The 23,182-nt window shown below is 69.6% G+C and carries 27 protein-coding genes; 10 read left to right on the top strand and 17 right to left on the bottom strand.

Features of this window, described 5'->3' with window-relative positions; all coding sequences use genetic code 11:
- Positions 1–296 precede the first annotated feature (296 nt).
- Positions 297–620 (bottom strand): multidrug efflux SMR transporter, encoded by a 324-nt coding sequence (locus tag AB0J09_RS25225; protein WP_360695681.1) that lies wholly within the window; start codon positions 618–620, stop codon positions 297–299.
- 126 nt (positions 621–746) lie between these two features.
- Between AB0J09_RS25225 and AB0J09_RS25220 the strand changes: the two genes are divergently transcribed.
- A complete protein-coding gene (locus tag AB0J09_RS25220; RefSeq protein ID WP_360695678.1) occupies positions 747–1,703 on the top strand; it encodes a radical SAM protein in 957 nt (318 codons plus the stop codon).
- Positions 1,704–1,764: 61 nt separating this feature from the next.
- Here AB0J09_RS25220 and AB0J09_RS25215 read toward each other — a convergent pair whose 3' ends face one another.
- Positions 1,765–2,715, bottom strand: coding sequence for a helix-turn-helix domain-containing protein (locus AB0J09_RS25215; protein ID WP_360695676.1), 951 nt, complete (start codon positions 2,713–2,715; stop codon positions 1,765–1,767).
- A 418-nt stretch (positions 2,716–3,133) separates the two neighbouring features.
- Here AB0J09_RS25215 and AB0J09_RS25210 point away from each other — a divergent pair, with 418 nt between their 5' ends.
- The 3 genes from AB0J09_RS25210 to AB0J09_RS25200 are packed head-to-tail and all read left to right on the top strand — an operon-like array spanning position 3,134 to position 4,233.
- Positions 3,134–3,496, top strand: coding sequence for a hypothetical protein (locus AB0J09_RS25210; protein WP_360695673.1), 363 nt, complete (start codon positions 3,134–3,136; stop codon positions 3,494–3,496).
- Positions 3,497–3,498: 2 nt separating this feature from the next.
- The gene (locus tag AB0J09_RS25205) at positions 3,499–3,786 is read left to right on the top strand and encodes a hypothetical protein (RefSeq protein WP_360695670.1); all 288 of its coding nucleotides are present in this window, start codon (positions 3,499–3,501) and stop codon (positions 3,784–3,786) included.
- 30 nt (positions 3,787–3,816) lie between these two features.
- On the top strand, positions 3,817–4,233 hold the full coding sequence (locus AB0J09_RS25200) for a DUF6010 family protein (protein ID WP_360695667.1): 417 nt from the start codon (positions 3,817–3,819) through the stop codon (positions 4,231–4,233).
- Positions 4,234–4,323: 90 nt separating this feature from the next.
- Here AB0J09_RS25200 and AB0J09_RS25195 read toward each other — a convergent pair whose 3' ends face one another.
- Genes AB0J09_RS25195 through AB0J09_RS25185 form a run of 3 tightly spaced genes read right to left on the bottom strand, consistent with a single transcriptional unit; the run spans position 4,324 to position 5,477 of the window.
- A complete protein-coding gene (locus AB0J09_RS25195) occupies positions 4,324–4,980 on the bottom strand; it encodes a response regulator transcription factor (protein ID WP_360695664.1) in 657 nt (218 codons plus the stop codon).
- Positions 4,977–5,207 carry an ATP-binding protein gene (locus AB0J09_RS25190; protein WP_360695661.1) on the bottom strand — a complete coding sequence of 77 codons (231 nt, stop codon included), beginning with the start codon at positions 5,205–5,207 and terminating at the stop codon, positions 4,977–4,979. Before AB0J09_RS25190 ends, AB0J09_RS25195 begins: the two co-directional genes overlap by 4 nt.
- 42 nt (positions 5,208–5,249) lie before the next feature.
- Positions 5,250–5,477, bottom strand: coding sequence for a hypothetical protein (locus tag AB0J09_RS25185; protein ID WP_360695658.1), 228 nt, complete (start codon positions 5,475–5,477; stop codon positions 5,250–5,252).
- A 98-nt stretch (positions 5,478–5,575) separates the two neighbouring features.
- On the opposite strand from AB0J09_RS25185, the gene AB0J09_RS25180 reads away from it, so the two are divergent.
- The gene (locus tag AB0J09_RS25180) at positions 5,576–5,914 is read left to right on the top strand and encodes a hypothetical protein (protein WP_360695655.1); all 339 of its coding nucleotides are present in this window, start codon (positions 5,576–5,578) and stop codon (positions 5,912–5,914) included.
- Positions 5,915–5,991: 77 nt separating this feature from the next.
- Here the strand turns inward: AB0J09_RS25180 and AB0J09_RS25175 are convergent, their stop codons facing one another.
- The 7 genes from AB0J09_RS25175 to AB0J09_RS25145 all read right to left on the bottom strand — a co-directional run bounded on the left by AB0J09_RS25175 (position 5,992) and on the right by AB0J09_RS25145 (position 11,134).
- Positions 5,992–6,543 (bottom strand): cupin domain-containing protein, encoded by a 552-nt coding sequence (locus AB0J09_RS25175; RefSeq protein ID WP_360695653.1) that lies wholly within the window; start codon positions 6,541–6,543, stop codon positions 5,992–5,994.
- 57 nt (positions 6,544–6,600) lie between these two features.
- A complete protein-coding gene (locus AB0J09_RS25170) occupies positions 6,601–7,449 on the bottom strand; it encodes an aldo/keto reductase (protein ID WP_360695650.1) in 849 nt (282 codons plus the stop codon).
- 39 nt (positions 7,450–7,488) lie between these two features.
- Complete coding sequence (locus AB0J09_RS25165; RefSeq protein ID WP_360695647.1) at positions 7,489–8,466, bottom strand: aldo/keto reductase; 978 nt, start codon at positions 8,464–8,466, stop codon at positions 7,489–7,491.
- A 2-nt stretch (positions 8,467–8,468) separates the two neighbouring features.
- Positions 8,469–8,711 carry a DUF2255 family protein gene (locus tag AB0J09_RS25160; protein WP_360695644.1) on the bottom strand — a complete coding sequence of 81 codons (243 nt, stop codon included), beginning with the start codon at positions 8,709–8,711 and terminating at the stop codon, positions 8,469–8,471.
- Positions 8,708–8,830 (bottom strand): hypothetical protein, encoded by a 123-nt coding sequence (locus tag AB0J09_RS25155; protein WP_360695641.1) that lies wholly within the window; start codon positions 8,828–8,830, stop codon positions 8,708–8,710. The genes AB0J09_RS25160 and AB0J09_RS25155 overlap by 4 nt, the downstream gene beginning before the upstream one ends.
- 14 nt (positions 8,831–8,844) lie before the next feature.
- Complete coding sequence (locus AB0J09_RS25150) at positions 8,845–9,882, bottom strand: zinc-dependent alcohol dehydrogenase family protein (protein WP_360695638.1); 1,038 nt, start codon at positions 9,880–9,882, stop codon at positions 8,845–8,847.
- Positions 9,883–10,252: 370 nt separating this feature from the next.
- Positions 10,253–11,134 (bottom strand): helix-turn-helix transcriptional regulator, encoded by an 882-nt coding sequence (locus AB0J09_RS25145; RefSeq protein ID WP_360695683.1) that lies wholly within the window; start codon positions 11,132–11,134, stop codon positions 10,253–10,255.
- A gap of 162 nt (positions 11,135–11,296) precedes the next feature.
- Here AB0J09_RS25145 and AB0J09_RS25140 point away from each other — a divergent pair, with 162 nt between their 5' ends.
- The gene (locus AB0J09_RS25140; protein WP_360695636.1) at positions 11,297–11,650 is read left to right on the top strand and encodes a hypothetical protein; all 354 of its coding nucleotides are present in this window, start codon (positions 11,297–11,299) and stop codon (positions 11,648–11,650) included.
- A 107-nt stretch (positions 11,651–11,757) separates the two neighbouring features.
- Here AB0J09_RS25140 and AB0J09_RS25135 read toward each other — a convergent pair whose 3' ends face one another.
- A complete protein-coding gene (locus AB0J09_RS25135) occupies positions 11,758–12,642 on the bottom strand; it encodes a sigma-70 family RNA polymerase sigma factor (protein ID WP_360695633.1) in 885 nt (294 codons plus the stop codon).
- Between the two features lie 82 nt (positions 12,643–12,724).
- Here AB0J09_RS25135 and AB0J09_RS25130 point away from each other — a divergent pair, with 82 nt between their 5' ends.
- Entirely contained in the window at positions 12,725–13,174 is a 450-nt protein-coding gene (locus tag AB0J09_RS25130) for a carboxymuconolactone decarboxylase family protein (protein ID WP_360695630.1), read from the top strand.
- 92 nt (positions 13,175–13,266) lie between these two features.
- Here the strand turns inward: AB0J09_RS25130 and AB0J09_RS25125 are convergent, their stop codons facing one another.
- Entirely contained in the window at positions 13,267–16,191 is a 2,925-nt protein-coding gene (locus tag AB0J09_RS25125; RefSeq protein WP_360695627.1) for a hypothetical protein, read from the bottom strand.
- A gap of 103 nt (positions 16,192–16,294) precedes the next feature.
- Between AB0J09_RS25125 and AB0J09_RS25120 the strand changes: the two genes are divergently transcribed.
- The 3 genes from AB0J09_RS25120 to AB0J09_RS25110 all read left to right on the top strand — a co-directional run bounded on the left by AB0J09_RS25120 (position 16,295) and on the right by AB0J09_RS25110 (position 20,788).
- Entirely contained in the window at positions 16,295–19,036 is a 2,742-nt protein-coding gene (locus tag AB0J09_RS25120) for a TIR domain-containing protein (protein ID WP_360695624.1), read from the top strand.
- Between the two features lie 82 nt (positions 19,037–19,118).
- Positions 19,119–19,805, top strand: a complete 687-nt coding sequence (locus AB0J09_RS25115) for a hypothetical protein (RefSeq protein WP_360695622.1) — start codon at positions 19,119–19,121, stop codon at positions 19,803–19,805.
- A 254-nt stretch (positions 19,806–20,059) separates the two neighbouring features.
- Positions 20,060–20,788: a phytanoyl-CoA dioxygenase family protein gene (locus AB0J09_RS25110; RefSeq protein ID WP_360695619.1), complete on the top strand. Its 729-nt coding sequence runs from the start codon at positions 20,060–20,062 to the stop codon at positions 20,786–20,788.
- A gap of 32 nt (positions 20,789–20,820) precedes the next feature.
- Here AB0J09_RS25110 and AB0J09_RS25105 read toward each other — a convergent pair whose 3' ends face one another.
- From AB0J09_RS25105 to AB0J09_RS25095, 3 genes are all read right to left on the bottom strand, one after another.
- Positions 20,821–21,270: a GNAT family N-acetyltransferase gene (locus AB0J09_RS25105; protein WP_360695616.1), complete on the bottom strand. Its 450-nt coding sequence runs from the start codon at positions 21,268–21,270 to the stop codon at positions 20,821–20,823.
- A gap of 52 nt (positions 21,271–21,322) precedes the next feature.
- Positions 21,323–22,534, bottom strand: coding sequence for an Ig-like domain-containing protein (locus tag AB0J09_RS25100; protein WP_360695613.1), 1,212 nt, complete (start codon positions 22,532–22,534; stop codon positions 21,323–21,325).
- Between the two features lie 125 nt (positions 22,535–22,659).
- On the bottom strand, positions 22,660–23,182 hold a 523-nt coding region (locus AB0J09_RS25095; protein WP_360695610.1), incomplete at its 5' end, for an ATP-binding domain-containing protein.

The raw sequence follows: 23,182 nt of genomic DNA, 5'->3' as shown, positions 1-23,182 counted from the left end.
TCGACCGCGGGCCTGTGTGGGGCTGGAGGTGGGGGTCGCGGTGTTGGGCCGCTCCCCCGGCCGGGATCCTTCGCCTGGGTGGGTCCGCTCCCCCGATTGCCTGCCCGGCTGTGGTTGCTCCCCTGGATGTGGCTGCTTTTGCGGCGTGGGGTTTTCGGGTGCGTGGTGCTGCTGTGCCGGCGCCGGCTCGTGGCGGGCGGGGTGGGGGGTGTGCGCGTCTCTTGCCGGGGTGCGGGCGTCTGTTTTCGGGGTGTGCGCGGGGCGGGGGTGGTCTGCCGGTGTGTCCTGGTGCGGGTTCAATGGCCACCTGCGAGGTTGAGGACTACGACGCCGCCGATGATGAGCAGGATACCGCCGATCTTGAGCGGGGTGAGGGTCTCCCCCATGAAGGCGGCGCCGATGAGGGCGATGGCGGCGGTGCCGGCGCCGGACCAGACGGCGTAGGCGGTGCCCATTTCGAGCTGGAGCTTGAGGGCTTGGGAGAGCAGGACGAAGGAGGTGATGTAGCCGGCGGCGACGACGATGGTCCAGGCGATGTGGGTGAAGCCGTTGCTGAGTTTGAGTGCGGAGGTGGCCAGGACTTCCGAGGCGATGGCGAGGGAGAGCAGGAGCCAGGGCATGGGGGTCCCCCAATAGGACAAAGTGGTACGGCTGTGCCAATTTTATCGTGGGATCCTGCGGAGATGGTGTCCGCGTGTGGTGGAACTGCTTGAAAACCCAGTCGAATGCGTGTTCCATTGGTTGGTGTGGGTTGGGACGCGCTTTCGCTTGTCGAACACGCCGCCGACGAGCGTCCGCTGATCGAGCGGCGTGCGGTGGCGCGCGACGGTTTCTATGAGCTGCAGGCCCGCACGGTGATCGAGCGGGTGCCGCAGACCGCGGGCATCGCCCAGCAGTGGGCCGTCTCCCCCTACCGTGGCTGCGCCCATGCCTGCCGCGGTTGCGGCGCCCGTGTGGGGCATCGGCGGCTGGGCCTGGATGCCGGGCGTGATTTCGACACGCGGATCGTGGTCAAGCCGAACGCGGTGGCCCGGTTGCGGGTGGAGCTGGCGCGCTGGGACGGTCAGGAGCTGGCGGTGGGTCTCAGCGGTGACTGCTATCAGCCGGCGGAGGAGACCTACCGGCTGATGCCGGGGGTGATCGGGGCGCTGGCGGAGGCGGCGGTGCCGTTCACCGTCTACACCAAGAGCGCGCTGGTGGTGCGGGACGCTGAGTTGCTGGCGCGGGCGGGGGCGCGGGTGGCGGTGTCGATCGCGTTCGTGGACGAGCGGATCCGGCGGGCGGTGGAGCCGGGCGCGCCGGGTGCGCAGGCGCGGCTGGAGCTGGTGTCGGCGCTGGTGGAGGCGGGGGTTGAGTGCCGGGTGCTGATGGCTCCGGTGCTGCCGCTGCTCAGTGACGCGACGGATCAGCTGACGGCGACGGTGCGGCGCATCGCGGCGACGGGGGCGGGGGCGGTGGAGCCGGTGGTGCTGCGGCTGCCGCCGGGGACGCGTTCGTGGTATCTGGAGTGGCTGGCGCAGGCGCATCCGCAGCTGGTGGAGCGGTATGAGGAGCTGTATGACCGCTCGGGGTTGCCGTCGGCGGATTATGAGGGGCGCATCACGGGGCAGATCGCGCAGTTGTGCCAGATGTACGGGATGCGGTGCGGTGTGCCTGCGGCCGAGCGGCGCGAGCCGCGTGCGGCGCAGCTCGCGCTGGTGTGAGGCGGTCGATGCCGCCAGGGCGACGGCGGGCTCGTCCGTTCACGAAAGGGCGGGCGGGAGGTCAGGTGGCGTTCGTCCGGAAGGAGGAGCGGTAGGTCTGCGGCGTGACGCCGACGACGCGTTTGAACCGCTCCCGGAACGCGGTGGCCGAGCCGAAACCGGCCTGCGCGGCGATGCGTTCGACGCCGTGGTCGGTGGTCTCCAGCAGGAACTGGGCGCGGCGTACGCGTGCTCGCAGCAGCCACTGCAGCGGTGTGGTGCCGGTCTGCTCGCGGAAGCGGCGGCTGAAGGTCCTTTCGCTCATCCCGCTGTGCATGGCCATCTGCGCCAATGTGACGTCCTGGGCGAGGTTGTCCTCGATCCATGTCAGCGCCGGCTCCAGGAGCGAGCCTCGGGGGACGGGAGGCTGGTTGTGGAGGATGAACTGGGCCTGGCCGCCCTCCCGTTCCAGGGGCATCACCGACAGCCGGGCCGAGTCCGCGGCGACCGCCGAGCCGAAGTCCCGCCGGATGATGTGCAGGCACAGGTCCAGGCCGGCGGCGGCGCCGGCTGAGGTGAGGATCTGGCCGTTGTCGACGTACAGGACGTCCGGCTGCACATCCACCTGCGGGTACATCTGGGCCAGCCGGCGAGCCGCCACCCAGTGCGTGGTCGCGCTCAGTCCGTCCAGCAGCCCGGCCGCGGCGAGGGTGAAGGCTCCCGCGCAGATGGAGGCGATCCGGGTGCCGGCGGTGGCGGCGTCGCGCAGGGCGTCGAGCACCTGCGGGGTGGGCGGGGCGGCTTGCTCGGAGCATCCTGGCACGACGATCGTGTCGGCCTCCCGCAGCGTCTGCAGGCCGTGCGGGGCGATGAGGGTGAAGGTGTCGCTGGCCACCTGCGGTGTGGCGGCGCAGACCAGGACGCGGTAGGGCCGGCGTCCGTCGGCCAGCCGGGCACGCCCGAACGCCTCGATCGGCGTCGCCATGTCGGCCGCCACCACATGGTCCAGGGCCAGGACCGCCACCGTGTGCATGAGGACACGGTAGGCGAGAACTCGCCAGCCGCGAACAGGCAGGTGGAGCGTCTGACGCGGTCGTCTTCGCAGGTGGGGCTGGATGGCGGGAACTCGTTGGAAATTGTCGATTCAGCCCATGGGGAGCCGTGGGGCGGCCGGTCTAGCCTTTGCGCTGCGAGATCCGAGCACGTGAAGAAGGAGCAGCGCTGATGCATGCGCATTCGCCCACGAGCGCCGCGGCGTCGTGTGGTCCAGCCGAGGCCTCTCCCCGCCCTCTGACCGTCCACACCGCACATTCGACCGAGGAAAGTACGCCGTTCACCATGTCTGCCACCGAAGGCATCCGGAACAACCCGATCATCGGCACCCCGTGGGGCGCGGCCGGCGCTGCGATGGAGCGTGCGGCCGCCGGGCAGAGGGCCGGCCCCCCGCCGCGGTGCGCCGCGCCGGACCGGACGCGCCCTCGCTCGCCTCCGTCCGGCTCCTGCACCGCATCTGCCGCGTCTACTCCGTCATCGGCCTGGCCGTGCCGGTCTTCGGCCTCGCCACCGCCGGCAGTCTCCACGTCCTGGGCGAGGCGTGGCTGATCGCCTCGATCGTGCTCACCGCCGCGGCGGCCGGCGTCCTGGCGTTGCTGGTCCTGCCGGGGCAGGAGCGCCTTGTCGCCGCGCTCGAGGGGGCCTCGGCGCTGCGGGGTTCCACGGCGCGCCTGGGCCTGCTGACCGGCGTCTTCAACCTGCTGTGGGCCGTCGTGACGGTCCTGATGATCGTCCGGCCCGGCTCCACCACGGGAGTGTGAGTGTGAGCCGTGCCGGAAGGCCCTTGCGCATCGCCGCCGCGGCCGAGTTCGCCTCGCTCATCGTCCTGCTGGGCAACCTCGCCACCGTGCACCTGCCCGCTGTCTCCTCGCTGGCCGGGCCGATCCATGGGTGCGCGTACCTGTTCACCGTCGTGGCCGCCGCCCGCGATCCGCGGCGCACCCTCGTGGCCGCCGCCCTGGCCTGGCTGCCGGGGATCGGCGGGCTGCTGGCCCTGCGGCGCCTGGACAAGGCGGCGGCCACGAGCAGACCCCTGCCAACTGAAACCTAGAACGGATTGCCACACCCCATGTTCATCATCATGCCGATCGTCATCGGGCTGATCGGCGTCTGCCTCATATCCCTGGTCCCCGAGCCGCATCGACGCCAGGTCAACGCCGTGCTGGTCGGCGGTGCGGGCGCCGCCTACCTCAGCGGAGGCGGACTCGGGTACTGGGAGCTCGTCCTGCCGGTCGTCATGACCTATGTCGCCTACCGAGGGCTCAAGAGCTGGACGTGGATCGGCATCGGCTGGCTGCTCCACACCGCCTGGGACGTCGTGCACCACCTCAAGGGGAGCCCCATTCTCCCGTTCGACGCGCTTTCCTCCTTCGGCTGCGCCATCTGCGACCCGGTTGTGGCGCTGTGGTGCTTCGCGGGCGGGCCGTCGATCTTCGGCTGGGTACGTGCCCGCCTGCTCGGCAGGCCCGCCACGCCGATCGGCCCCGCCGGCGAGTGACGTAGCCCGGCTTGGCGCCACCGCCGCTGACGCGGCCGGCAGCTGCCGGATCCCTCCCGGAGCAAGCGCCGCAGCAACGGCGGGGTGCGGTCAGCTCGACGGGGACACCAGGCCCGCGTCGTAGGCCATGATGACCAGCTGTATCCGGTCACGGGCGTCGAGCTTGGTGAGCAGGCTGGCCACGTGCGCCTTGGCGGTGCCGGGGCTGATGTGCAGCTGGGCCGCGATCTCGGCGTTGGACAGGCCGCGCCCGACCAGGGTGAGCACCTCGCGTTCGCGTCCGGTGACGCCCAGGAGCTCGCGCGGGCGGGGAGGGAGGGTGGGAAGGCGGGCGAAGTCCTCGATGAGGCGGCGGGTGACGCTGGGCGCGATCAGGGCGTCTCCGGCGGCGACGACGTGGACGGCGGACAGGATGTCCTCCAGCGCCATGTCCTTGACCAGGAATCCGCTCGCCCCGGCGCGCAGGGAGGCGTAGACGTTGTCGTCGTCGTCGAACGTGGTCAACATGATCACGCGGGTGGCCGGGGACTCGGCGATGATGGTCTGGGTGGCCTCGATGCCGTCCATGCCGGGCATGCGGATGTCCATCACCACCACGTCGGGACGCAGCCGCCTGGTGAGCTGGACGGCCTGGGCTCCGGTCCCGGCTTCTGCGGCGACCTCGATGGCGGGGGCGGTGTCGATGACCATGCGCAGGCCGGCGCGGATCAGCGGCTGGTCGTCGGCCAGCACGACGCGGATCGTCACGGCGCCCCCACCTGGTTGGCCGCGCGGCCGGCAGGAGTGAGCGGCAGGCGGGCGGTGACGCGGAAGCCGCCGCCGGGCTGGGGGCCGGCGCTGAAGTCGCCGCCCAGGAGGGCGACCCGTTCGCGCATGCCGGCGATCCCGTGCCCGCTGCCGTGGCCGGCGGCGCCGCGTCCGTCGTCGATGACGTCGAGGCGCAGTTCCTCGCTCTGCCTGCTCGGCCTGGGCACGCTGGCCATCGTCGCGCTCGCCGCTCAGAGCAGCCTGGACGCCTACAACAGCTGGCCGGGCTTCACCGCCATGGAGAGAGCCAGGTTCAACCCCCTCAACGAGGCGTTCAGCGCCTTGGCCGCCTGCATGCTCATGATCGGCGCGGGCAGCCTGGGCGCCCTGACCATCGTCGGCGAGTACGCCACCGGCCTGATCCGCACCACCCTCATCGCCGTCCCGGCCCGCCACCGCGTCGTGGCCGCCAAACTCACCGTCACAGCCGCCGTCACGCTCGCCACCCGGCACGCTCATCTCCGCGGGCACGTTCGGCGTCAGCCAGGCCATCCTGTCCGGCCGTGGAGTCGCCGTCTGGCTCGGCGACCCCGGTGTGCTGCGCGTGCTGGCCGCCAACGCGCTGCTCGCCCCGGTGTCGGCACTGGCCGGCATGGGCATCGGCGCGCTCGTGCGGCACACTGCCGGCGCGGTCGTCACCGTCTGCGCCGCGCTGGTCATCGTGCCCACCTTCTTCCAGCCCACCGTCCACCAGTGGCTCAACGACCTGTACGCGCTGGTCCCCTTCTACCTCTGGCGCACCTGCCTGGGCCTGCCGCAGCTCCTCGACGACCCCGCCCTGCCCACGGTGGCCGGCTCGTGGGCCGCCTTCGCGCTGTGGCCGCTGGCCGCCGCCGTCTTGACCCTGATCGTCGTACGTCGCCGCGACGTATGACCCGCCCCAACGAGGAGATGCCTTGACGACCAACCCCATCCGGCTGCGCCTGCCGGCCGTCGCGCTGACGGCCTGTCTCAGCCTGACCGCCGTGGCCTGCCCCACGACCGCCGCGGCGGCCTCTGGGCAGGCTGCCCGCACTCCCAGCGCGGCCGCAGCGGTCCGGCTGGAACTGCCTCGCCCGTCCGGCCCGGACCCGGTCGGCCGCGACATCCTGTACCTGGTCGACAGCGGGCGCGGTATTCCTCGTCGGTGACCTGCTCACCCCACTCGGTTTCGGGTGTGCCGGCCTCGCCGGTGCCTTCCCACATGGCCAGGTGGGCCATGAAGTGGTCGGGTGCGGCGCCGTGCCAGTGCCATTCGCCGGGCGGGGTGTGGACGGTGTCTCCGGGCCGCATCACGACGATCTGGCCGCCGCGGGACTGCACCAGGCCGATGCCTTCGGTGACGTGCAGGGTCTGTCCGGTGGCGTGGCGGTGCCAGGCGGTACGCGAGCAGGGTGCGAAGCGCACGATGTTGACCCGCATCCGCGACGGCTCGGTGCCGGCGTAGATGACGTCGAACCAGACGTCACCGGTGAACCATTCGGCCGGGCCCTTGCTGGTGGGGCGTTTTTCCAGGACGTTCATGCGTGGTTTCCTCCATTGCCAGGTGCGTGCTCGGTATGCCGTGGCGCCGGCCAAGGGTCAGTCCGTGAGGCGGATGTTGCCGAGCCGGCTGACGACGGCGGGGTCTCGGTGGTCGAAGAACTGTGAGGCGCCGGTGTCCAGGGCGGCGATGCGGCCCATCTGATCGTCGGTGAGCTCGAAGCCGAAGACGTCGAAGTTCTCGGCCATCCGGGCGGCCCGGACCGACTTCGGGATCACGACGACGTCGCGCTGGACGAGCCAGCGCAGCACCACTTGCGCGACGGATTTGCCGTGCGCTTCGGCGATGTCGCTCAGGACGGGATGCGTGAAGAGGTTGCCCCGGCCCTCGGCGAACGGTCCCCACGACTCGATCTGGACCCCGCGCTCGTGCATGAGTTGCTGGTCGGCCGTGCGCTGGAAGAACGGGTGGGTCTCGATCTGGTTGACCGCGGGCGTGATCTCGTTGTGGTCGATGAGGTCGATGAGCCGGTCGGGGTAGAAGTTGGACACCCCGATGGCTTTGACGCGGCCCTCGCGGTTGAGCTCCTGCATGGCGCGCCAGGAGCCGTAGACGTCGCCGAAGGGCTGGTGGATCAGGTACAGGTCGAGGTAGTCCAGGCCGAGTTTGGACAGCGAGGTGTCGAAGGCGCGCTTGGTGCTCTCCTGGCCGGTGTCGGAGATCCACAGCTTGGTGGTGACGAACAGCTCCTGGCGCGGGATGCCGCTGCTTTTGATCGCGCGGCCGACGGCTTCCTCGTTGCGGTAGGCGGCCGCGGTGTCGAGCAGCCGGTAGCCGGCCTCGAGGGCCTCGGTGACCGCCTGCTCGGTCTGCTCGGGCGGGATCTGGTAGACGCCGAAGCCGAGGATCGGCATTCCGACGCCGTTGTTCAGGGTGACCGTCCGCATGGGACGTCCTTTCTCTACGGGTGCAGAAGGGATGGCCTGTCAGCGTTCGATCATCCGCATCTGCTCCTCGTTGTGGTGCCCACCGGCGGCCGGAGGCAGGCTGTCGAGCTTCGCGAGCTGCCCGGCGGTCAGTTCGACGTCGTCGGCGGCGACGTTCTCCTCCAGACGCGAGACCCGCTTGGTGCCCGGGATGGGGGCGATGTCGTCGCCCTTGCTGAGCAGCCAGGCGATGGCGACCTGCGCGGGCGTGGCGCCGACCTCGGCGGCGATCGCCCGCACCTCGTCGGCGAGCGCCAGGTTGCGCTGGAAGTTCTCGCCGGTGAAGCGGGGGTTGGTCGCCCGGAAGTCGTCGGGGCCGAAGTCGCTCTCCGACCGGATCTTCCCGGTCAGGAACCCCTTGCCGAGCGGGGAGTAGGCGACGAAGCCGATCCCCAGCTCGCGCAGCAGCGGCAGCACCTGGTCTTCCTGGTCGCGGGTCCACAGCGAGTATTCCGACTGCAGCGCGGTGATCGGGTGGACCGCGTGCGCGCGGCGGATGGTGTCCAGCCATGCCTCGGACAGGCCGATGTGGCGGACCTTGCCCTGCTGCACGAGTTCGGCCACCGCGCCGATGGTGTCCTCGATCGGCACCTTCGGGTCGACCCGGTGCTGGTAGTACAGGTCGATGTGGTCGGTGCCCAGCCGCTTGAGCGAGCCTTCGACCGCGGCGCGGATGTTGGCCGGGCTGCTGTCGAGGTTCCAGGGGCCGTCGCCGACGTGGGAGATCAGGCCGAACTTGGTGGCGATCACGACCTGGTCGCGGCGGCCCTTGAGTGCGTTGCCGAGGAGTTCCTCGTTGACGTACGGGCCGTAGATCTCCGCGGTGTCGAGGAACGTGACGCCCAGGTCGAGCGCCCGGTGGATCGTGCGGATGGATTCGGCGTCGTCGCTGCCGGCGCCGGTGAAGCCGTGGGACATGCCCATGCAGCCCAGCCCGATGCGGGAGACGTCCAGATCGCCCAGCCTGATGCGCTTCATGATCACCTTTCCGGAACGAGTTTGATCGTCGCGGCTCGCGACTCGGGGTTGACGACGCCGCCGATGATGCCGGCGCCGTAGCGGCGGTACTTGGTGCGGTAGACCTCGTCGATCCGGTCGTGGACGGCGGAGTCGGCGGGATCGACGTCGGTGAAGGCGACGTCCGCCTCGACGCCGCCGGCCGAGATGCGGCCCTGGTGGCGGGTTCGGGTGCCGCGGTACCAGGCGCCGGAGCGGCCGTTCATGCAGCGGACGTACAGATCGTCGCCGGGCGGCGCAGTGTGCCGTCGTCGCGGCGGGAGGCGAGGTCCAGTTCTTCGGCGTCGCCGATAGCGGTGAGTTCATCGCTGGTCCAGGCGGCCATCGTTCTCCTTCGCGTCAGGGCTGGATGAGGACCTTCAGCGCGGTCCGGTCGTTCATCGCGCGGTAGCCGTCGGGCACCTGCTCCAGGCCGATCGTCCGGTCGAACACCCGGCCCGGCTCCGCCCGGCCCTCCAGCACGTCGGGCAGCAGTTCCTCGATGTAGGCGCGCGCGGGAGCGGGGCCGCCGGTCAGCGTGATGTTGGGGCCGAACAGGCTGGCGAACCCGATCGGCGCGTCCTCGTACTGCGGCACGCCGACGCGGCTGATCACTCCGCCGGGGCGGACGACGCCGACTGCGGTCTCGTAGGCGTTCATGTAGCCGACGGCCTCCAAGACCGCGTGGACGCCCTGGCCGCCGGTCAGCTCCCGCACCCGCTCGACGCCTTCGGCGCCGCGCTCGGGCACGACGTCGGTGGCGCCGAAGTCGATGCCGAGCTTGGTGCGCTCGTCGTGGCGGCCCATCAGGATGATCCGCTCGGCTCCGAGGCGCTTGGCCGACAGCACCGCCATCAGCCCGACCGCGCCGTCGCCGATGACCGCCACCGTGGTGCGCGCATTGACGTGGGCCTGCTTGGCGGCGTGGTAGCCGGTGCCGTACACGTCGGACAGCGTCAGCAGCGACGGCAGCAGCTCCGAGTCCTCGCCGACGGGCAGCTTGACCAGCGTGCCCTGCGCCTGCGGGACGCGGATCGCCTCGGCCTGGCCGCCGCCCACCCCGTCGCGGCCCCAGAATCGACCGTTGAGGCACGAGGTGTGCAGGCCCTCGCGGCAGAAGAGGCAGGTGTTGTCGGAGTAGGCGAACGGCGCCACCACCACATCGCCGCGCTTGAGCCCGGACACCTCCGAGCCGAGGTCCTCGATCACGCCGAGGAATTCGTGCCCCATCGGGGTTCCCTGCTCGGAGACAGGCAGGGAGTGGTACGGGTGCAGGTCGCTGCCGCAGATGCACGAACGCACGATGCGCACGACCGCGTCGGTGGGCTGCTGGATCGCCGGGTCGGGCGCGTTCTCCACGCGCACGTCACCGGCACCGTACATGAAAGTAGCTCGCATCAGAGTTTTCCGTGTTTCGTATTCGTCGTCGGACCTACCCGCGGCCGTTCGACCGGCAGGCCGGGTCAGGGTCGGTTACAGGTAAAGCCGCGCGGGCGTCGCCGCAGGATTCGCAGCTGTCGTCCGCCACAGGAACGGCGCCACCACCTCACCCGGCCTCGGGGTGTGCGCACCGGCACCGTCGATCAACGTTGCCCTCATGCGCCTTCTCCTCCCGAATGCCGGGGTTCTCCCTGCTCAACCTCCATCAAACGCGCATGCTCGAGCATGCGGCAGGGCCTGCTGTTACAGGTAATGGCAGAACCCCCCAGAGGAGTTTTCGGACCCGCTGCGCAGTCCGCGCACCGGGCCGCAGGGGTATGGGCGCGGGTCAGCTCTGGTCCGGGGCCGGCTGCTGTGCCTCGGCGAGGTCCTGGGTGGCTGCCCAGCTGGCGAGCATCTTGAGTCCGTCGGCGGTGGGGCTGCCCGGGGTGGCGGTGTAGACGTTGAGAGTCAGGCCGGGCTCAGAGGGCAGCTCCATCGATTCGAAGTTCAGGTCGAGCTCGCCGACCACCGGGTGACGCAGCCGCTTTTGACCGCTGCGGTGGAACTGCACGTCGTGGGAGGCCCAGCGCTGCCGGAAGACCTCACTCTGCGTCGAGAGTTCACCGACCAGCTCGATCAGCCCCCGGTCGTGCGGATTGCGGCCCGCCTCCAGCCGGAGCATGGCGGCCGCGTCGTTGGCGATCCGGTCCCAGTCGACGAAGAACTCACGCGCCGCCGGGTCGAGATAGACGAACCGGGTGGTGTTCGCCGGGCGGCGCGGGTCGGCCAGGACGGGGGCGTACAGGGCGCGGGCCAGGCGGTTCATGGCGACGATGTCGTGACGGCCGTTGCGCACCCAGGCCGGGGCATCGGTGATGGCATCCAGCACCTGCTGGATCACCGGCCGCACACTGGTCGGCGGCGTGCGGCGACGGCGCGGGCCCGGGCCGGCAGTCCGGGCCAGGGAGAACAGGTGCTCCCGCTCGGCCTCGTCCAATTGCAGCGCGCGAGCCAGGGCGTCCAGCACGCTGTCGGAGGCGCCGGACAGGTTCCCCCGCTCCATGCGGACGTAATAGTCGATGGAGACGCCGGCGAGCATCGCGACCTCCTCCCGCCGCAGCCCCTTGACGCGACGGTTGCCGCCGTAGGCGGGCAGCCCCGCCTGCTCCGGAGTGATGCGCGCCCGCCGCGAGCTGAGAAACTCCCGCACCTCGGCGCGCTGGTCGATCTGGCCCATAACTCCAGCGTAAGCACGGTGGCGGGAGTGTAGGAGGTAACGCCAGTACCCCGAAGGAGGGTCACTCCCCCGGCCGCAGGGAGGCGCATCCGACCCGCAAAGATCTTCGGTGCCGCCTCGCTCCTGATCGGGCTCTGGCCCACCGGCTGGTGGATGGTGGCCGCCCGAGCTCTGCAGGGCATCGGCGCCGCCATGATCGTGGCCAGCCGACGCGTCCTGGCCGAGACCGAATCGACGCGAGTTCCTTCGCACGACCGCCTCAGCCGCACTGGCAGCACCTGGTTGCCGGGCTGCAGCTCCGAGACGCCGAAGGGCGCCGGCGGCACGGACCCGGCCGCGGCGACGCTACCCGCCATACCGGCCGTGACCCGGCCTCGTGTCCTGCCGGCCTGCTTCTCGCGGGCCGGCGAGAACTACCACTACGGTGGCCGCACTTACCTGGAAGCCGGCAACACCGAGGTGCCGACCGGAATGATCAGCGGGCGTAGTGCTTCCCACCGGCCGTAGCGCCCGGTTCCACCTGGGACGTCGAGCTCGTCGAACGGGTCGGCGACGCCCTCGGCCTCACGGCCGAGGGCGTCGCGTACAACGTCGCCGTGCTCCTCGGCGGTGACTCACCCCGGATCCGGCAGGTTCATCGACGCGAGCCTGGCCGGGGCAATCACGGTCGCGATGGCGACGATCCGGCCGTCGGCGACGGTGAACGCCATGACCGAGAGCGGAGTTCCATCCTCGCGCCAGGAGACGAACCCGGGAAGGCCGTTGACGAGCACCGCTCGCCCTCTCGCGGCTGCGCCGGTGGCGACTCGAGCGGATGCGCCTTCGGCGACCTTGGTGGCGCCGAGGATGACGACCACACCGGTGGGGGTGTCGACGGTCAGCCTCACCTCGGGGTCGAGCACGCGCAGCAGCCCCTCGAAGTCGCCGCGGCGAGCCGCCGCCAGGAAGGCCTGGACCACCTCTCGCTGCTCCCGTCCGGTGGCCGGCGGCCGCTCGGTCGTCTGCACCTTCCTGCGGGCGCGGCTGGCGAGCATCTTGGCGGCGTCGGCAGACTTGCCGAGGATCTGGCCGATCTCGTCGAACGGCACCGCGAACAGGTCGTGCAGCACGAACGCCAGCCGCTCGCTCGGTCCGAGCGACTCCAGGACGACCAGGAGCGCGAGCCCGACCGAGTCGGCGAGCGCCACGTCGTCCTCTGGCGCAGGGCCGTCGTCGGCTGTCACGACGAGTTCGGGCAGCCGGTCGTCGTAGGACGCCTCAGGGTGGGCCTGGCGCGATCGCAGGACGTCGAGGCTGATCCGGCCGACCACCGTGGTCAGCCAGCCGGCGAGGTTGTGGATGGTCGCCGTGTCCTGGCGGGAGAGCCGCAGCCAGGCCTCCTGGACGACGTCCTCGGCGTCGGCGTGCGATCCGAGCATGCGGTAGGCGACCGCGCGCAGCCGGTCGCGCTGGGCCTGGAACGCCTCGCCCACCGGGTCCGCCGGGCTGGTGTTGGACATGTTGTTACCTTCCTCGGATCTGCTCCGTCATGGGGATGACGAGCCCGGATGGGCCCAGGTAACCGATGAAGGAGCAAGACCGATGGAAGCACGCTTGAAGAGCCGGGCGAACGCCGACGTGATGACGGCGATCCAGCACCTCTACAAGGCGATTCACGCCGGTGGCGTCGACCCGCTCGTGCTCGAGCTGGTCCACCTGCGGGCCAGCCAGATCAACGGCTGCAGCCCGTGCGTCTTTGCCGGGGTCGCGTCGGCCAAGAAGCACGGAGAGACCGACGAGCGGCTGCACAACGTGGTCACCTGGCGCGAGACGCCCTTCTTCACCGAGGCGGAGAGGGCAGCGCTCGCGCTGACCGAGGCCGCCACCCGGATCCAGGATGGCGCGCCAGGTGTGACCGATGAGATCTGGGACGCCGCCGCGGCCCACTTCGACGAGAAGCAGCTGTCCGCGATCAACCTGGAGATCGCGCTGACCAACTTCTACAACCGGATCAACCGGACGATCCGGGAGCAGGCCGGCAAGACCTGGTGAGCTGGGCGGGGGGTCATCCATCCGGAGGCCGCGCCTGCCGAAGCAAGGGGTTCGGCCACCACGCGATGCGCGTGGTGGCCGTCCGGGTCGTGTCAGTACACTTCGATCTTGTTGGCGTTGATGTCGTCGAGCACCCCGATGATGTCGCTGTAGCGCGCCGAGGTGCTGGAGTCGATCGGCAGCGCCATCGTGTCCTGGGCGTAGATCACCGCGTCGCGCACGGTGCTCAGGCCCAGCAGCCGGGTCGTCTTCGAGTCGATCGCCGTGCCGGCGTTGACGCGCCTGGTCGCCAGATTGAAGTACGTGCCCAGGGCGTGCTCGCGGAGAACGGTCTTGGGCCCGTTGGTGTCACTGAAGGCGGAGTTGATCTCGGCTGCGGACAGGGCGCCGCCCTGGTCGGTGTCGTAGCGCTGGTCGGTGGCCTGGATGCGGGCCAGGAACTCGGCCGTCCACTGCCCTGAATGGTTCTTCCAGTAGCCCTTGGACAGCGGATCCCTGGTGGGCGGCACGACCGTGACCGTGGTTGCGGCCGAGTCCGTGACCGGGGCGAAGGTGCACGCCCCGCCGGCGTTCTTGTAGCTCACGGACACGTCGCTCGTGTACGCCGTGCCCGCCGTCGCCAGCAGCGTCGGCCGCGCGGTGAAGACGATGCTCCGCTCGCCGGACTTGGCGGGCAGGCCGCCCACGTTCCAGACCAGTGTCCTGGTGCCGTCGGCGTTGAGCGTCACCGAGTCCGGCTTCGGCCCTGCGCCCAGGTCGAGCGCCTTGCTGTAGTAGACGCCGGCCGGCAGCGTGCCGGTGATGACGGTGTTGGAAGCGCCGCCGCCGCCGGTGTTGGCGTAGGTGATGGTGTACGTGATCGCCTCACCGGCGTTGACCGTGGCCGTCGCCGTTTCGTCCACCGTCAGCACCGGGGCGCGCACCGTGGTCGTGGCCCGCGCGGTGTTGTCGTCGGTGTACGGGTCGGGCACGCCGTCTGTGTCGTTACCGGTCACCGTGACGCTGTTGGTGAGCACGGTGCCGTCGGTCGTGTCGCACGGCACCTGGTAGGTGAACTTCGGTGTGATGGTGTGCACGTCGCCCTTGTTCAGATCGGGCAGCGAGCGCTGCTGGGTGGTGCCGTCGGGCAGGGTGTCGGTGAGCGAGATGGCGGTGGCCTTGCCCGGGCCGAGGTCGGTGACGCCGACGGTGTAGCTCACGGTGTCTCCGCCGTCGGCTTCGGCCTGGTCGGCCGACTTGGCGACTTTCAGGTCGGCCTTCTGCGACATGGCCAGGACCATTTCTTCCGTCAGCTCATCGGGCATGCTTCGCGGCGCCCCGTCGGAGAAGCCGTCGGCGTTGAGCCTGGGGTTGTACTGCAGGTGGGCCCAGTCGTCGTAGCCGTGCAGCGTCTGAGTGGCGTCGGGGATGTTGCATCCCTTGCCGGGCTTGCCGATGGACTTGATGTAGTTGATGTCGGCGGGGATGCCGACCTGGGTGTTGCCCTTTTCGCCGTTCCAGTCGAGTGGGCCGTTGTTGGCGGGCTCGACCTGGGGTTTGCCCTTGATCCCGTACACGGTGTAGCGGTCGGGGTGCGGCGTTCCGAGCACCCCGACGTTCTCGTCGAGACTGGCTTCCTTGAGCCGGGTATCGGGAGTGGTGCCGAGCGCGGTGCCTCTGGCCGTGCTGCTGTAATCCATGGGCCGGGTGAAATTGAGGTCGGGGAACTGGAGGGTGTAGTTCATCACGCTCAGGTAATTGGGCTTGCAGTTGACCGCGTCGTCGCCGCCGTGGCCCAGGCTGAGCGTGTGCCCGAGCTCGTGCATGAAGGTCGAGGCCTCGGCGTTCCTCTTTCCGCCGACGTCATTGATCGCCGTGACGCCCCACGTGCCGAGCGTCACGATGAAGTCATTGCCGCCCTGGGGCCCGACTCCGCCGGCGGCGGCATACCACTCGGACGTGCCTGAGGAATCGGGGTTTTCGTCGAAGCTCTCGGCGAAGATCATGTAGCGGTACACGTCACGCTTGGCCTTCAGGAGGTTCGCGCAGTTGCTGTCTTTGCGGTCGTCGAGCGTGCCGAAGTGTCCCGTGCAGGCGCCCGGCGGTTCGCCGTTCTTGAGCTCGTTGAAGTCCACGAGTATCGGGTCGGACTTCTCGAACACGATATTGGCCGTCTTCGGTAATTCTTCGTCCTTCAGCACGTGGAGATTGACGCCCAGGTATTTGGTCGCCGCCGGATTGACCGGGTCAGGGTGATAGGGGTCGACCGGCGCGTTGGCGAACACGTCCACGACGTCGCCGAGTCCCAGCCAGTCGGGCTCGTTGTCCTTCATGTAGTCCGCTTCGACGAACAGGTCCTTGCGGTAAGGCAGCGCGTTGTAAGGCGGGTCGCCCAGGGCCAGGTCGATCGTGTTGTCGTTGTTGACGTCATAACCCACGCCTGGGGTCTCCCAGGCGTTCATGATGCCGTCGTTGTCGCTGTCGCCGCCCGCGCCCTTGGCCAGCGCGATACAGGCGGGGGTGGTGATGGTGAAGAAGCCGCGGGCCGAGTCCGTGCCGACGGTCTCGCTCTCCCCCGACAGGGTCAGGGCGCCCGCCCCCTGCTCGGCGGTCAGGCCGCCGCCGGTGAACACGCACGTGTTCAGGTCGAATTTGAGATCCAGATAATCCCCGTTCTTGGCCCAGTGAATGGGGTTGTCCTCGCTCAGGTCGTCCTGGTCCCACAATTCCAGGTGGATGTCGACGGGGTTCTGGCTGGTGTCGACGGTGGCCTTGTGGACCCAGTTGGTCCTGAAGTCGGGTCCGTGGGCGCAGCAGTAATCGTCTTTGCCGTCGTACAGATCCTCTTGACCGATCTTGAACTTGGGGTAGTAGTCGTTACCGCAGGACTCGCCCGCACCCTCGTCGCACGACAGCTCGACCACCCGGTACAGGCTGACGGTGACCTCCACGGTCGCGGCCTGGGCCGGGCTCGGCCCGAGATACGCCACCCAGGCCAGCACCAGGAACGACGCGGCTAACGCACGAATGGTTCTCATTCCGTGGTCCCCTCCAGAATTCGAATTCAGCTCAGTATGGGGAGGCGTGGAAAAGGGCGCATGAGTAACCGGTACTCAGCCGCGCGTCTATATGATCGTGAACGTGCTTGGAAGCCGCGGGACCTCAACTCCAAGTCCGTATGACTCGTTCATCTCCTACAGCCGCGCCGCCGACGGCCTGCTCGGCCCCGCCCTCCGCGATGGGCTGCACCAGTTCGCCCGCCCCTGGTACAAGCTGCGGGCGTTGCGGGTCTTCTGCGATGCGCGGAGCCTGTCGGCGTCACCGGGGTTGTGGACGACGATCGAGGCCGCGCTCGACGCGTCGCGCTGCTTCGTCCTGCTGGCTTCACCCGAATCGGCGCGTTCGGTCTGGGTACGGCGGGAGGTCGAGCACTGGCGCTCGCTCGAACCAGGACGGCCCATCTTCATCGTGGTCACCGACGGCGAGATTGTCTGGGACCACGCGGCCGGGCACTTCGACGAGACCCTGACGACGGCGCTGCCCGAGTCGCTGCTCAGGTGGTTCACCGAGGCGCCCCTGTGGGCGGACCTGCGCTCGATCCGCAGTCAGAGCGACCTGTCGCTCAACAACCCCGCCTTCCTTGACGCCGTCGCGACGCTCGCCGCCACCCTGCACGACCGGGCCAAGGACGAACTCGTCGGCGAGGACGTCCGCCAGCACCGGCTGGCCCGCCGGTTCCGGCGATTCTCGTGGACCGGGCTGTCCGTCCTCACCACGGCGGCGGTCATCGCGGCCGCCGCCGCCGTCAACGCGGCCAACATCGCCGACATCGAACGCATCAGAGCCGACGCCCAGCGCAGGCAGGCGTTGTCGTACCTGCTGAGTGATCGCGGCATTCAGGTCGGTGACAGCGACCCGATCGTCTCCGGCCTGCTGTCCGCCACGGCCTGGCACTTCGACCACACCCCCGAGGCCCGCTACGGCATGCTCGCCGCCCTGGCCTCCCCCGTGCGCGCCATACTGAACAGTCACACCTTCCACGGCGGCGCGGTGGCGTTCAGCCCGGACGGTCTGACGCTGGCCACCGGCGGCACGGACGGCACCACCCGCTTATGGGATCCGGCGACCGGCCAGCCCATCGGCGATCCGATCAAGGACGGCGGCACAGCCCTGTCGTTCAGCCCGGACGGCGAAACCCTGGCCGTCGCCGGCACCGACGGGACGATCAGGCTGTGGGACCCGTCGAACAGGAAAACCATCGGAAACCCGCTCGTAGGTCATCGGTCCACCGTCTGGGCCCTGGCCTTCAGCCCGGACGGAAAGACCCTGGCCAGCGCGGGCCAGGACGCCACCGCCCGGCTGTGGGATCCCGCCACCGGGCAGGCGATCGGAGCCCCGCTCACCGGCCACACCGGCGAGGTCAGCGGGGTGGCGTTCAGCCCGGACGGCAAGACCCTCGCGACCTCCGGCCGCGACGGAACCACCCGCCTATGGAACCCCGCCACAGGCAAACCCGTGGGGAAACCCTTCAAAGGCCACACCGATGAAATCCGAGCCGTCACGTTCAGCCCAGATGGCACAACACTTGCCACCGGCGGCTACGACGGAGACATCCGGCTGTGGAACCCCGCCACAGGCAAACCCATAGGAAAACCCGTCAAAGGCCACACCAGCGTCGTCACCGGACTCGCCTTCAGCAAGGACGGCCGGACCCTGGCCTCCGCCAGCTGGGATGGGACCGCCCGGCTGTGGAACCCCGCGACCCGGCAGCCGATCGGCGACGCGTTCACCGGCCACAGCGGCCACGTCATCGCCGTGGCATTCAGCCCGGACGGCAGAACCCTGGCCACCGCCGGCGAGGACGGGACCGCCCGGCTCTGGAACACCGCCGCCCGGCAGCCGATCACCGACCCGCTCACCGGCCACACCGGCGAGGTCTCGCAGCTCGCGTACAGCAAGGACGGCAAGATCCTGGTCAGCAGCGGAGAGGACGGAACCATCCGCGTCTGGGATCGGCGGACCGGAAAGCAGATCGGAACGCCGATCCCCGGCAAGTCCGGTTTCGTCTGGCCGGTGGCGCTCAGCCCGGACGACAAGACGCTGGCCATCGGTGACGACGACGGGAACCTCCACCTGTGGGACATGGTCACCCGGCGCCCGATCGGCGCCCCGATCAAAGCCGAGACCAGCGCCATCGTGGTGCTGGCGTTCAGCCCGGACGGCAAAACCCTGGCCACGGCCTTCCGCCAGGGACTCATCCAGCTGTGGGACCCCGCCACGCGCCGCCCCATCACCGACCCGATCCAAGCCCACGACGACGTCGTCCACGAGATCGTCTACAGCCCGGACGGCAGGACCATGGCCACCACGGGAGGCGACACCGCCAAGCTCTGGGACACGGCCACCCACCGGCCCATCGGCGCCCCGATCCCGGACGTCACGTGGCTGGCGTTGAGCCCGGACGGCAAGCTCCTGGCCACCGTGGGCGAGGAAGGGACGGTCAGGATCTGGGACACGGCCGACCGCCGGCCGAAGGGAAGCTTCAAGGACCGCACGGGCACCATCTCCAAAGTCGCGTTCAGCCCGGACGGCGCAACGCTGGCCACCGACGCAGACGAGAACGTCCAGCTCTGGGACACGGCGACCACCAAGCCGATCGGAAACCCGTTCAAGGGCAACACCGACTCGATCTGGGCTCTGGCCTTCAGCCCGGACGGCAAGACCCTGGCCAGCTCCGACGACGCCGGAAAAATCCTGCTGTGGAAGGTGAACCTCCCGGCGGATCCGTTCCCCTCGGTCTGCGCGGCGGCCGGCCGCTCACTCACCGAGCAGGAGTGGCGCCGATACCTGCCACCGGGCACACCCTTCCAGAAGGTCTGCTGAAACCACGCCCAACCCCTACAGCCGGAGGGTAGATCACACGTAAAGTCGTGATCGTCGCAGTCGGCCGAGGAATGGACCCCCGATGAAGGCACGTGTCGTCGCGATCATGCAGGTGCGATGGGTGCGGCTGCTCGCGGCGGCACTCGTCGGCGCGATCGTCGGCTTGGCGATCTTCGAAATGACCGAGGCGGGCGGCCGGTGGATCTTCGTGGTCACCGGTACGGTCGCCGGGATGGCGGCCGTGACCGTGGCCCAGTTCTACTCCAGGACGGCCAGGCTGACCGAGGTGAAGGTCACCGTGCCGCAGCTCAGCGAGCTCACCTTCCTGGTGAACAACGAGAGCCGCCAGGTCGCCTGGCAGCTGTTCGTCGAGACCGTCACCCGGGTCTCCGTTCAGTCGCTCGACGACGACGAGGGCCTGGTCAGGGAGGCGATGAACTCCCTGTACGGCCTGTTCGCCACCACCCGCGACGCCCTCAAGACCAGTCGCCCCTCGGCCCCCGTGCCGGGCGGGCAGACCGTGGAGTACTTCGCGATCTCGATGCTCAACAAGGAGCTGCGCCCGTTCCTGTCCAAGTGGCACCCGCTGCTGACCGCCTGGGAACACGAGCACCCGGACCAGCCGGAGTCGGCCTGGCCCGGCGACCAGGAGTGCCGCGCCCACCTGCGCCGCCTCCAGTCCGACATCGCCGCCTACGCGGAGGGCTTCGGCCATCTGGCCGGTATCCACGACCCGCAGACCCTGATCGCCGGAATGATGCCCCGCTGATCACCACCTCCCGGTCCCCTCCGGCGGCGTGTTCACCGGTCGCCGACGACCCGGCCGCCGCGGAGCGCACCTGCTGGGACCGCATCCGGTAGCGGCAAGAGAACCTCTGCCGGACATGCGCCAGGGACGGCCAGGCGGGATGACTGTCCGGGCCCGATCGCGCGCACGAGGCGCCACGGTGACCACCTTGCCGGTCACCGCCGATGATCACGCGCGTGGAAAAATCGGTGGACGGCGCTGTTAGCGTGCCGTTTGTGGATGTGATCGATGTCGAGGCTTTCGTGGCCGACGGGTTCGCCAAGGTCGAGGCGGTGGTGCCGCGCCAGGTGGGCGATGCGGCCAGGGCGCTGCTGTGGGAGCGGATCGGCCTGTCGCCCGACGACCCCTCGGGCTGGACCCAGCCGGTGGTGTGGACGGCCGACCTGACCGGAGAGGGACCGTTCGGGCAGATCGTGCACAGCGAACGGCTGCGTGCGGCGCTGGACGCGGTGGCGGGCGCGGGCGGCTGGGTGCCGCGCGGGAGCGTGGGCAACATGCCCATCCGGTTCCCGGTGGTGCCGGCTGCCGATGATCGCGGCTGGCACATCGACGCGAACACGGCCCGGGCGGACGGCGGCTACGGGGTGAGCGGGCGGCCGGAGACGCTGCTGCTGCTGGTGCTGCTGTCGGAGGTGGGGCCGCGGGACGCGCCGACGCGGGTGCGGGCCGGCTCGCAGCGTGACATGGCGGCGTTGCTGGATGAGCGGGTGCTGGATCCCATGCAGATGGGGCCGGTGTTCGACGAGGCGGGGCAGGAGCGGCCCATCGCGCTGGCCACGGGCTCGCCGGGGGATGTGTATGTGGTGCATCCGTTCACGGTGCACGGGGCGCAGGAGCATCTGGGCAGCCGACCGCGGTTCATGGCGCAGGCACCGGTGTTCCTGGCCTCGCCGCTGCGGCCGGGAGACACCACACCGCTGGGGCGGGCCGCCGGCTTCTCCTGACGCCGGCCCACGCGCGCCAAGCGGCCCACGCCTCAGAGGCGGCGGTGCAGGAGCATGCCGGGCCACTCCCCCACGGTGAAGGGCGCGGCGCGGGTGAAGCCGCAGCTTTCGTAGTAGTCGACCAGGCGGCCGTCGTCGCCGGCGTAGCAGTCGACCCGCACCAGCCCGACGCCCCGCCGGCCGGCTTCGGCCACGGCCCAGTCCAGCAGGGCGCGGCCGACGCCGTGCCCGGCGTAGCGGCGGTCGGTGACCAGGGCCTGGACGTACAGCTCGGGCTCGGTGGCGGCGGCGACGTAGTCGTGCGCGGCGCCGACCACGACGCAGCCGGCGGAGCGGCCGTCGAGTTCGGCGATCCGCATGCCGCCGAGCTCGAGCCAGCCGGTGACCTGGCGGGTGCGCTTGTCGTTGCCGGTGAAGGGACTGCTGCCCCACTGCCCGGTGCGTCCCTGGGAGACGAGCCAGGCGACGGCGCTGTCGAACATGCCCAAGACGACAGGAACGTCACCGTCGCGACCTTGACGGATGTGCACCAGGTCAGGCCTTGTCCTTGCCATTCAGTGCGCTGCCCTTCTTCCACTGCGAGAACGGCAGTTGCCAATAGCCCCAGCCGTTGTTCCACTCCAGCTCGCGGCTGGTGCCGGTGATGTCGACGACGTCGCCCCGCTGGAAGTTGTCGTAGAACCATCTGGCCTGGTCAGGGCGGGCGTTGACACAGCCGTGGCTCACGTTGCTCACGCCTTGGGCCCACACGTTGTCCTTGGCGTGGACGTACTCGCCGGAGTTGGAGATGCGGACCGCGTGATTGATCATGACGTCGTAGTAGCCGGGGTCGCCCTTCTTACGGCCGGGCGAGATCATGCGCACGGGGTTGCCGCGTTCCATGGTCAGGTGCACGCCGGAGGTGGTGGTGTACTCGCGCGTGGTGGCCATGCCCGCGCTGATGCGCATGGTCTGTACGCGCTTGCCGTCCTTGTAGACGTACATCATGTGCTTCTTGACGTCGACCTTGCTGATCTGCTTGGCGCCGATCTTGAGGGTGGCGGAGTAGTCCTTGACCCCGTACAGGCCCTTGCCGCCCTTGATGCCCTTGATGCGGGCGTTGAGCTTCACCTTCTGGTGGGCGGGCCAGTACTTGGCGGTGCGGTAGATGGCGACGGTGTCGTTGATCCAGCGCCAGGCGCCGTCGACCGGCTTTTCCGCCTCGACCTCCAGGGCGCGCTCGATGGTGGCCTTGCTGGTGACCGGCTGGTTGAAGGTGACGATGATGGGGGCGCCGACGCCCACCGTCTCGCCCTTGGCGGTGGGGGTCACGTCGGCGATCTGCAGTGCGCGTTCGGGCTTGACGGTGGTGAACGTACTGGTGGCGGTCGTGGCGCCGGCCTTGGCCGAGACGGTGTAGCCGGTGGAGGGCTTCAGCGCCGTCTTGGAGATCCACTTGGTCTTGTCGGTGTTGAAGGCGCCCTCGACCTCCTCACCGTCGGCCTCGACGGTGACCGTCTCCAGCGCGCCGCCGGCGGAGGTGACGACGACCTTCTTCTCAGGACTGACCTTGGAGCTGCCCTCCGCGGGGCTGATCTTGACGGTCGGCGCCTGAGGGGTGGCGGACGTGGTGGCCTCGGGCGCACCCGCTCCCCCTTGAGCGGCGCTACCACCGCCGCCGCCCGATGAGCACGAAGCCGTCAGTGTGGCCGCCGTCAGCAGCGCGACTGCCGTGGCGGGCTTCCTCCAAGCGGGCGTAACGTTCAACACTATCCTTTCCCCCATTGCACCAAACGCACCCCAAAAACCTTAATGCTCCTGCATGTAAGACGAGGAACCAATTGGGGAAGTTCGGTCACATTTCAATCACTTGTGACTGAAAGGGGTTGGGATCAGAGGCGGTGGGTGAGACCGGTGTGCCGCCGACCGGCACCCTTGGTGCGTACGGCCTGCGCCAGGGCCCGCCGCGAGCCCACGATGACGACGAGCTTCTTGGCCCGGGTGATCGCGGTGTAGAGGAGGTTGCGCTGCAGCATCATCCAGGCGCTGGTGGCCAGCGGGACCACCACGGCGGGGTACTCGCTGCCCTGGGAACGGTGGATGGAGACCGCATAGGCGTGGGCGAGCTCGTCGAGCTCGTCGAAGGCGTAGTCGACGGCCTCGTCCTCATCGGTGACGACGGTCAGCTTCTGCTCATCAGGCCGGATGTCGGTGACGATGCCGACCGTGCCGTTGAACACTCCGGCGGCGCCCTTGTCATAGTTGTTGCGCAGCTGGGTGACTTTGTCGCCCACGCGGAAGACGCGCCCCCCGTACCGGCGCTCCGGCATGCCCTCGCGGGCCGGGGTGAGGGCCTCCTGCAGGGCGATGTTGAGGGCGCCGGCGCCGGCGGCGCCGCGGTGCATGGGCGCCAGG

This window comes from Nonomuraea sp. NPDC049784 (assembly GCF_040659615.1).
In the GTDB taxonomy this organism is placed as follows: domain Bacteria; phylum Actinomycetota; class Actinomycetes; order Streptosporangiales; family Streptosporangiaceae; genus Nonomuraea.
The sequence above is the reverse complement of the archived record's forward strand: the minus strand, read 5'-3'. Positions and strand labels throughout refer to the sequence as shown.

What these genes read in the sequence shown, in the direction of transcription:
- AB0J09_RS25105 (WP_360695616.1), bottom strand. Translation starts at nt 21,270, where the DNA reads ATGTTCGACAGCGCCGTCGCCTGGCTCGTCTCCCAGGGACGCACCGGG.
- AB0J09_RS25160 (WP_360695644.1), bottom strand. Translation starts at nt 8,711, where the DNA reads ATGAACGGCCGCTCCGGCGCCTGGTACCGCGGCACCCGAACCCGCCAC.
- AB0J09_RS25115 (WP_360695622.1), top strand. Translation starts at nt 19,119, where the DNA reads ATGAAGGCACGTGTCGTCGCGATCATGCAGGTGCGATGGGTGCGGCTG.
- AB0J09_RS25175 (WP_360695653.1), bottom strand. Translation starts at nt 6,543, where the DNA reads ATGAACGTCCTGGAAAAACGCCCCACCAGCAAGGGCCCGGCCGAATGG.
- AB0J09_RS25215 (WP_360695676.1), bottom strand. Translation starts at nt 2,715, where the DNA reads ATGCACACGGTGGCGGTCCTGGCCCTGGACCATGTGGTGGCGGCCGAC.
- AB0J09_RS25135 (WP_360695633.1), bottom strand. Translation starts at nt 12,642, where the DNA reads ATGTCCAACACCAGCCCGGCGGACCCGGTGGGCGAGGCGTTCCAGGCC.
- AB0J09_RS25200 (WP_360695667.1), top strand. Translation starts at nt 3,817, where the DNA reads ATGCCGATCGTCATCGGGCTGATCGGCGTCTGCCTCATATCCCTGGTC.
- AB0J09_RS25150 (WP_360695638.1), bottom strand. Translation starts at nt 9,882, where the DNA reads ATGCGAGCTACTTTCATGTACGGTGCCGGTGACGTGCGCGTGGAGAAC.
- AB0J09_RS25125 (WP_360695627.1), bottom strand. Translation starts at nt 16,191, where the DNA reads ATGAGAACCATTCGTGCGTTAGCCGCGTCGTTCCTGGTGCTGGCCTGG.
- AB0J09_RS25130 (WP_360695630.1), top strand. Translation starts at nt 12,725, where the DNA reads ATGGAAGCACGCTTGAAGAGCCGGGCGAACGCCGACGTGATGACGGCG.
- AB0J09_RS25225 (WP_360695681.1), bottom strand. Translation starts at nt 620, where the DNA reads ATGCCCTGGCTCCTGCTCTCCCTCGCCATCGCCTCGGAAGTCCTGGCC.
- AB0J09_RS25165 (WP_360695647.1), bottom strand. Translation starts at nt 8,466, where the DNA reads ATGAAGCGCATCAGGCTGGGCGATCTGGACGTCTCCCGCATCGGGCTG.
- AB0J09_RS25155 (WP_360695641.1), bottom strand. Translation starts at nt 8,830, where the DNA reads ATGGCCGCCTGGACCAGCGATGAACTCACCGCTATCGGCGACGCCGAA.
- AB0J09_RS25170 (WP_360695650.1), bottom strand. Translation starts at nt 7,449, where the DNA reads ATGCGGACGGTCACCCTGAACAACGGCGTCGGAATGCCGATCCTCGGC.
- AB0J09_RS25140 (WP_360695636.1), top strand. Translation starts at nt 11,297, where the DNA reads ATGGTGGCCGCCCGAGCTCTGCAGGGCATCGGCGCCGCCATGATCGTG.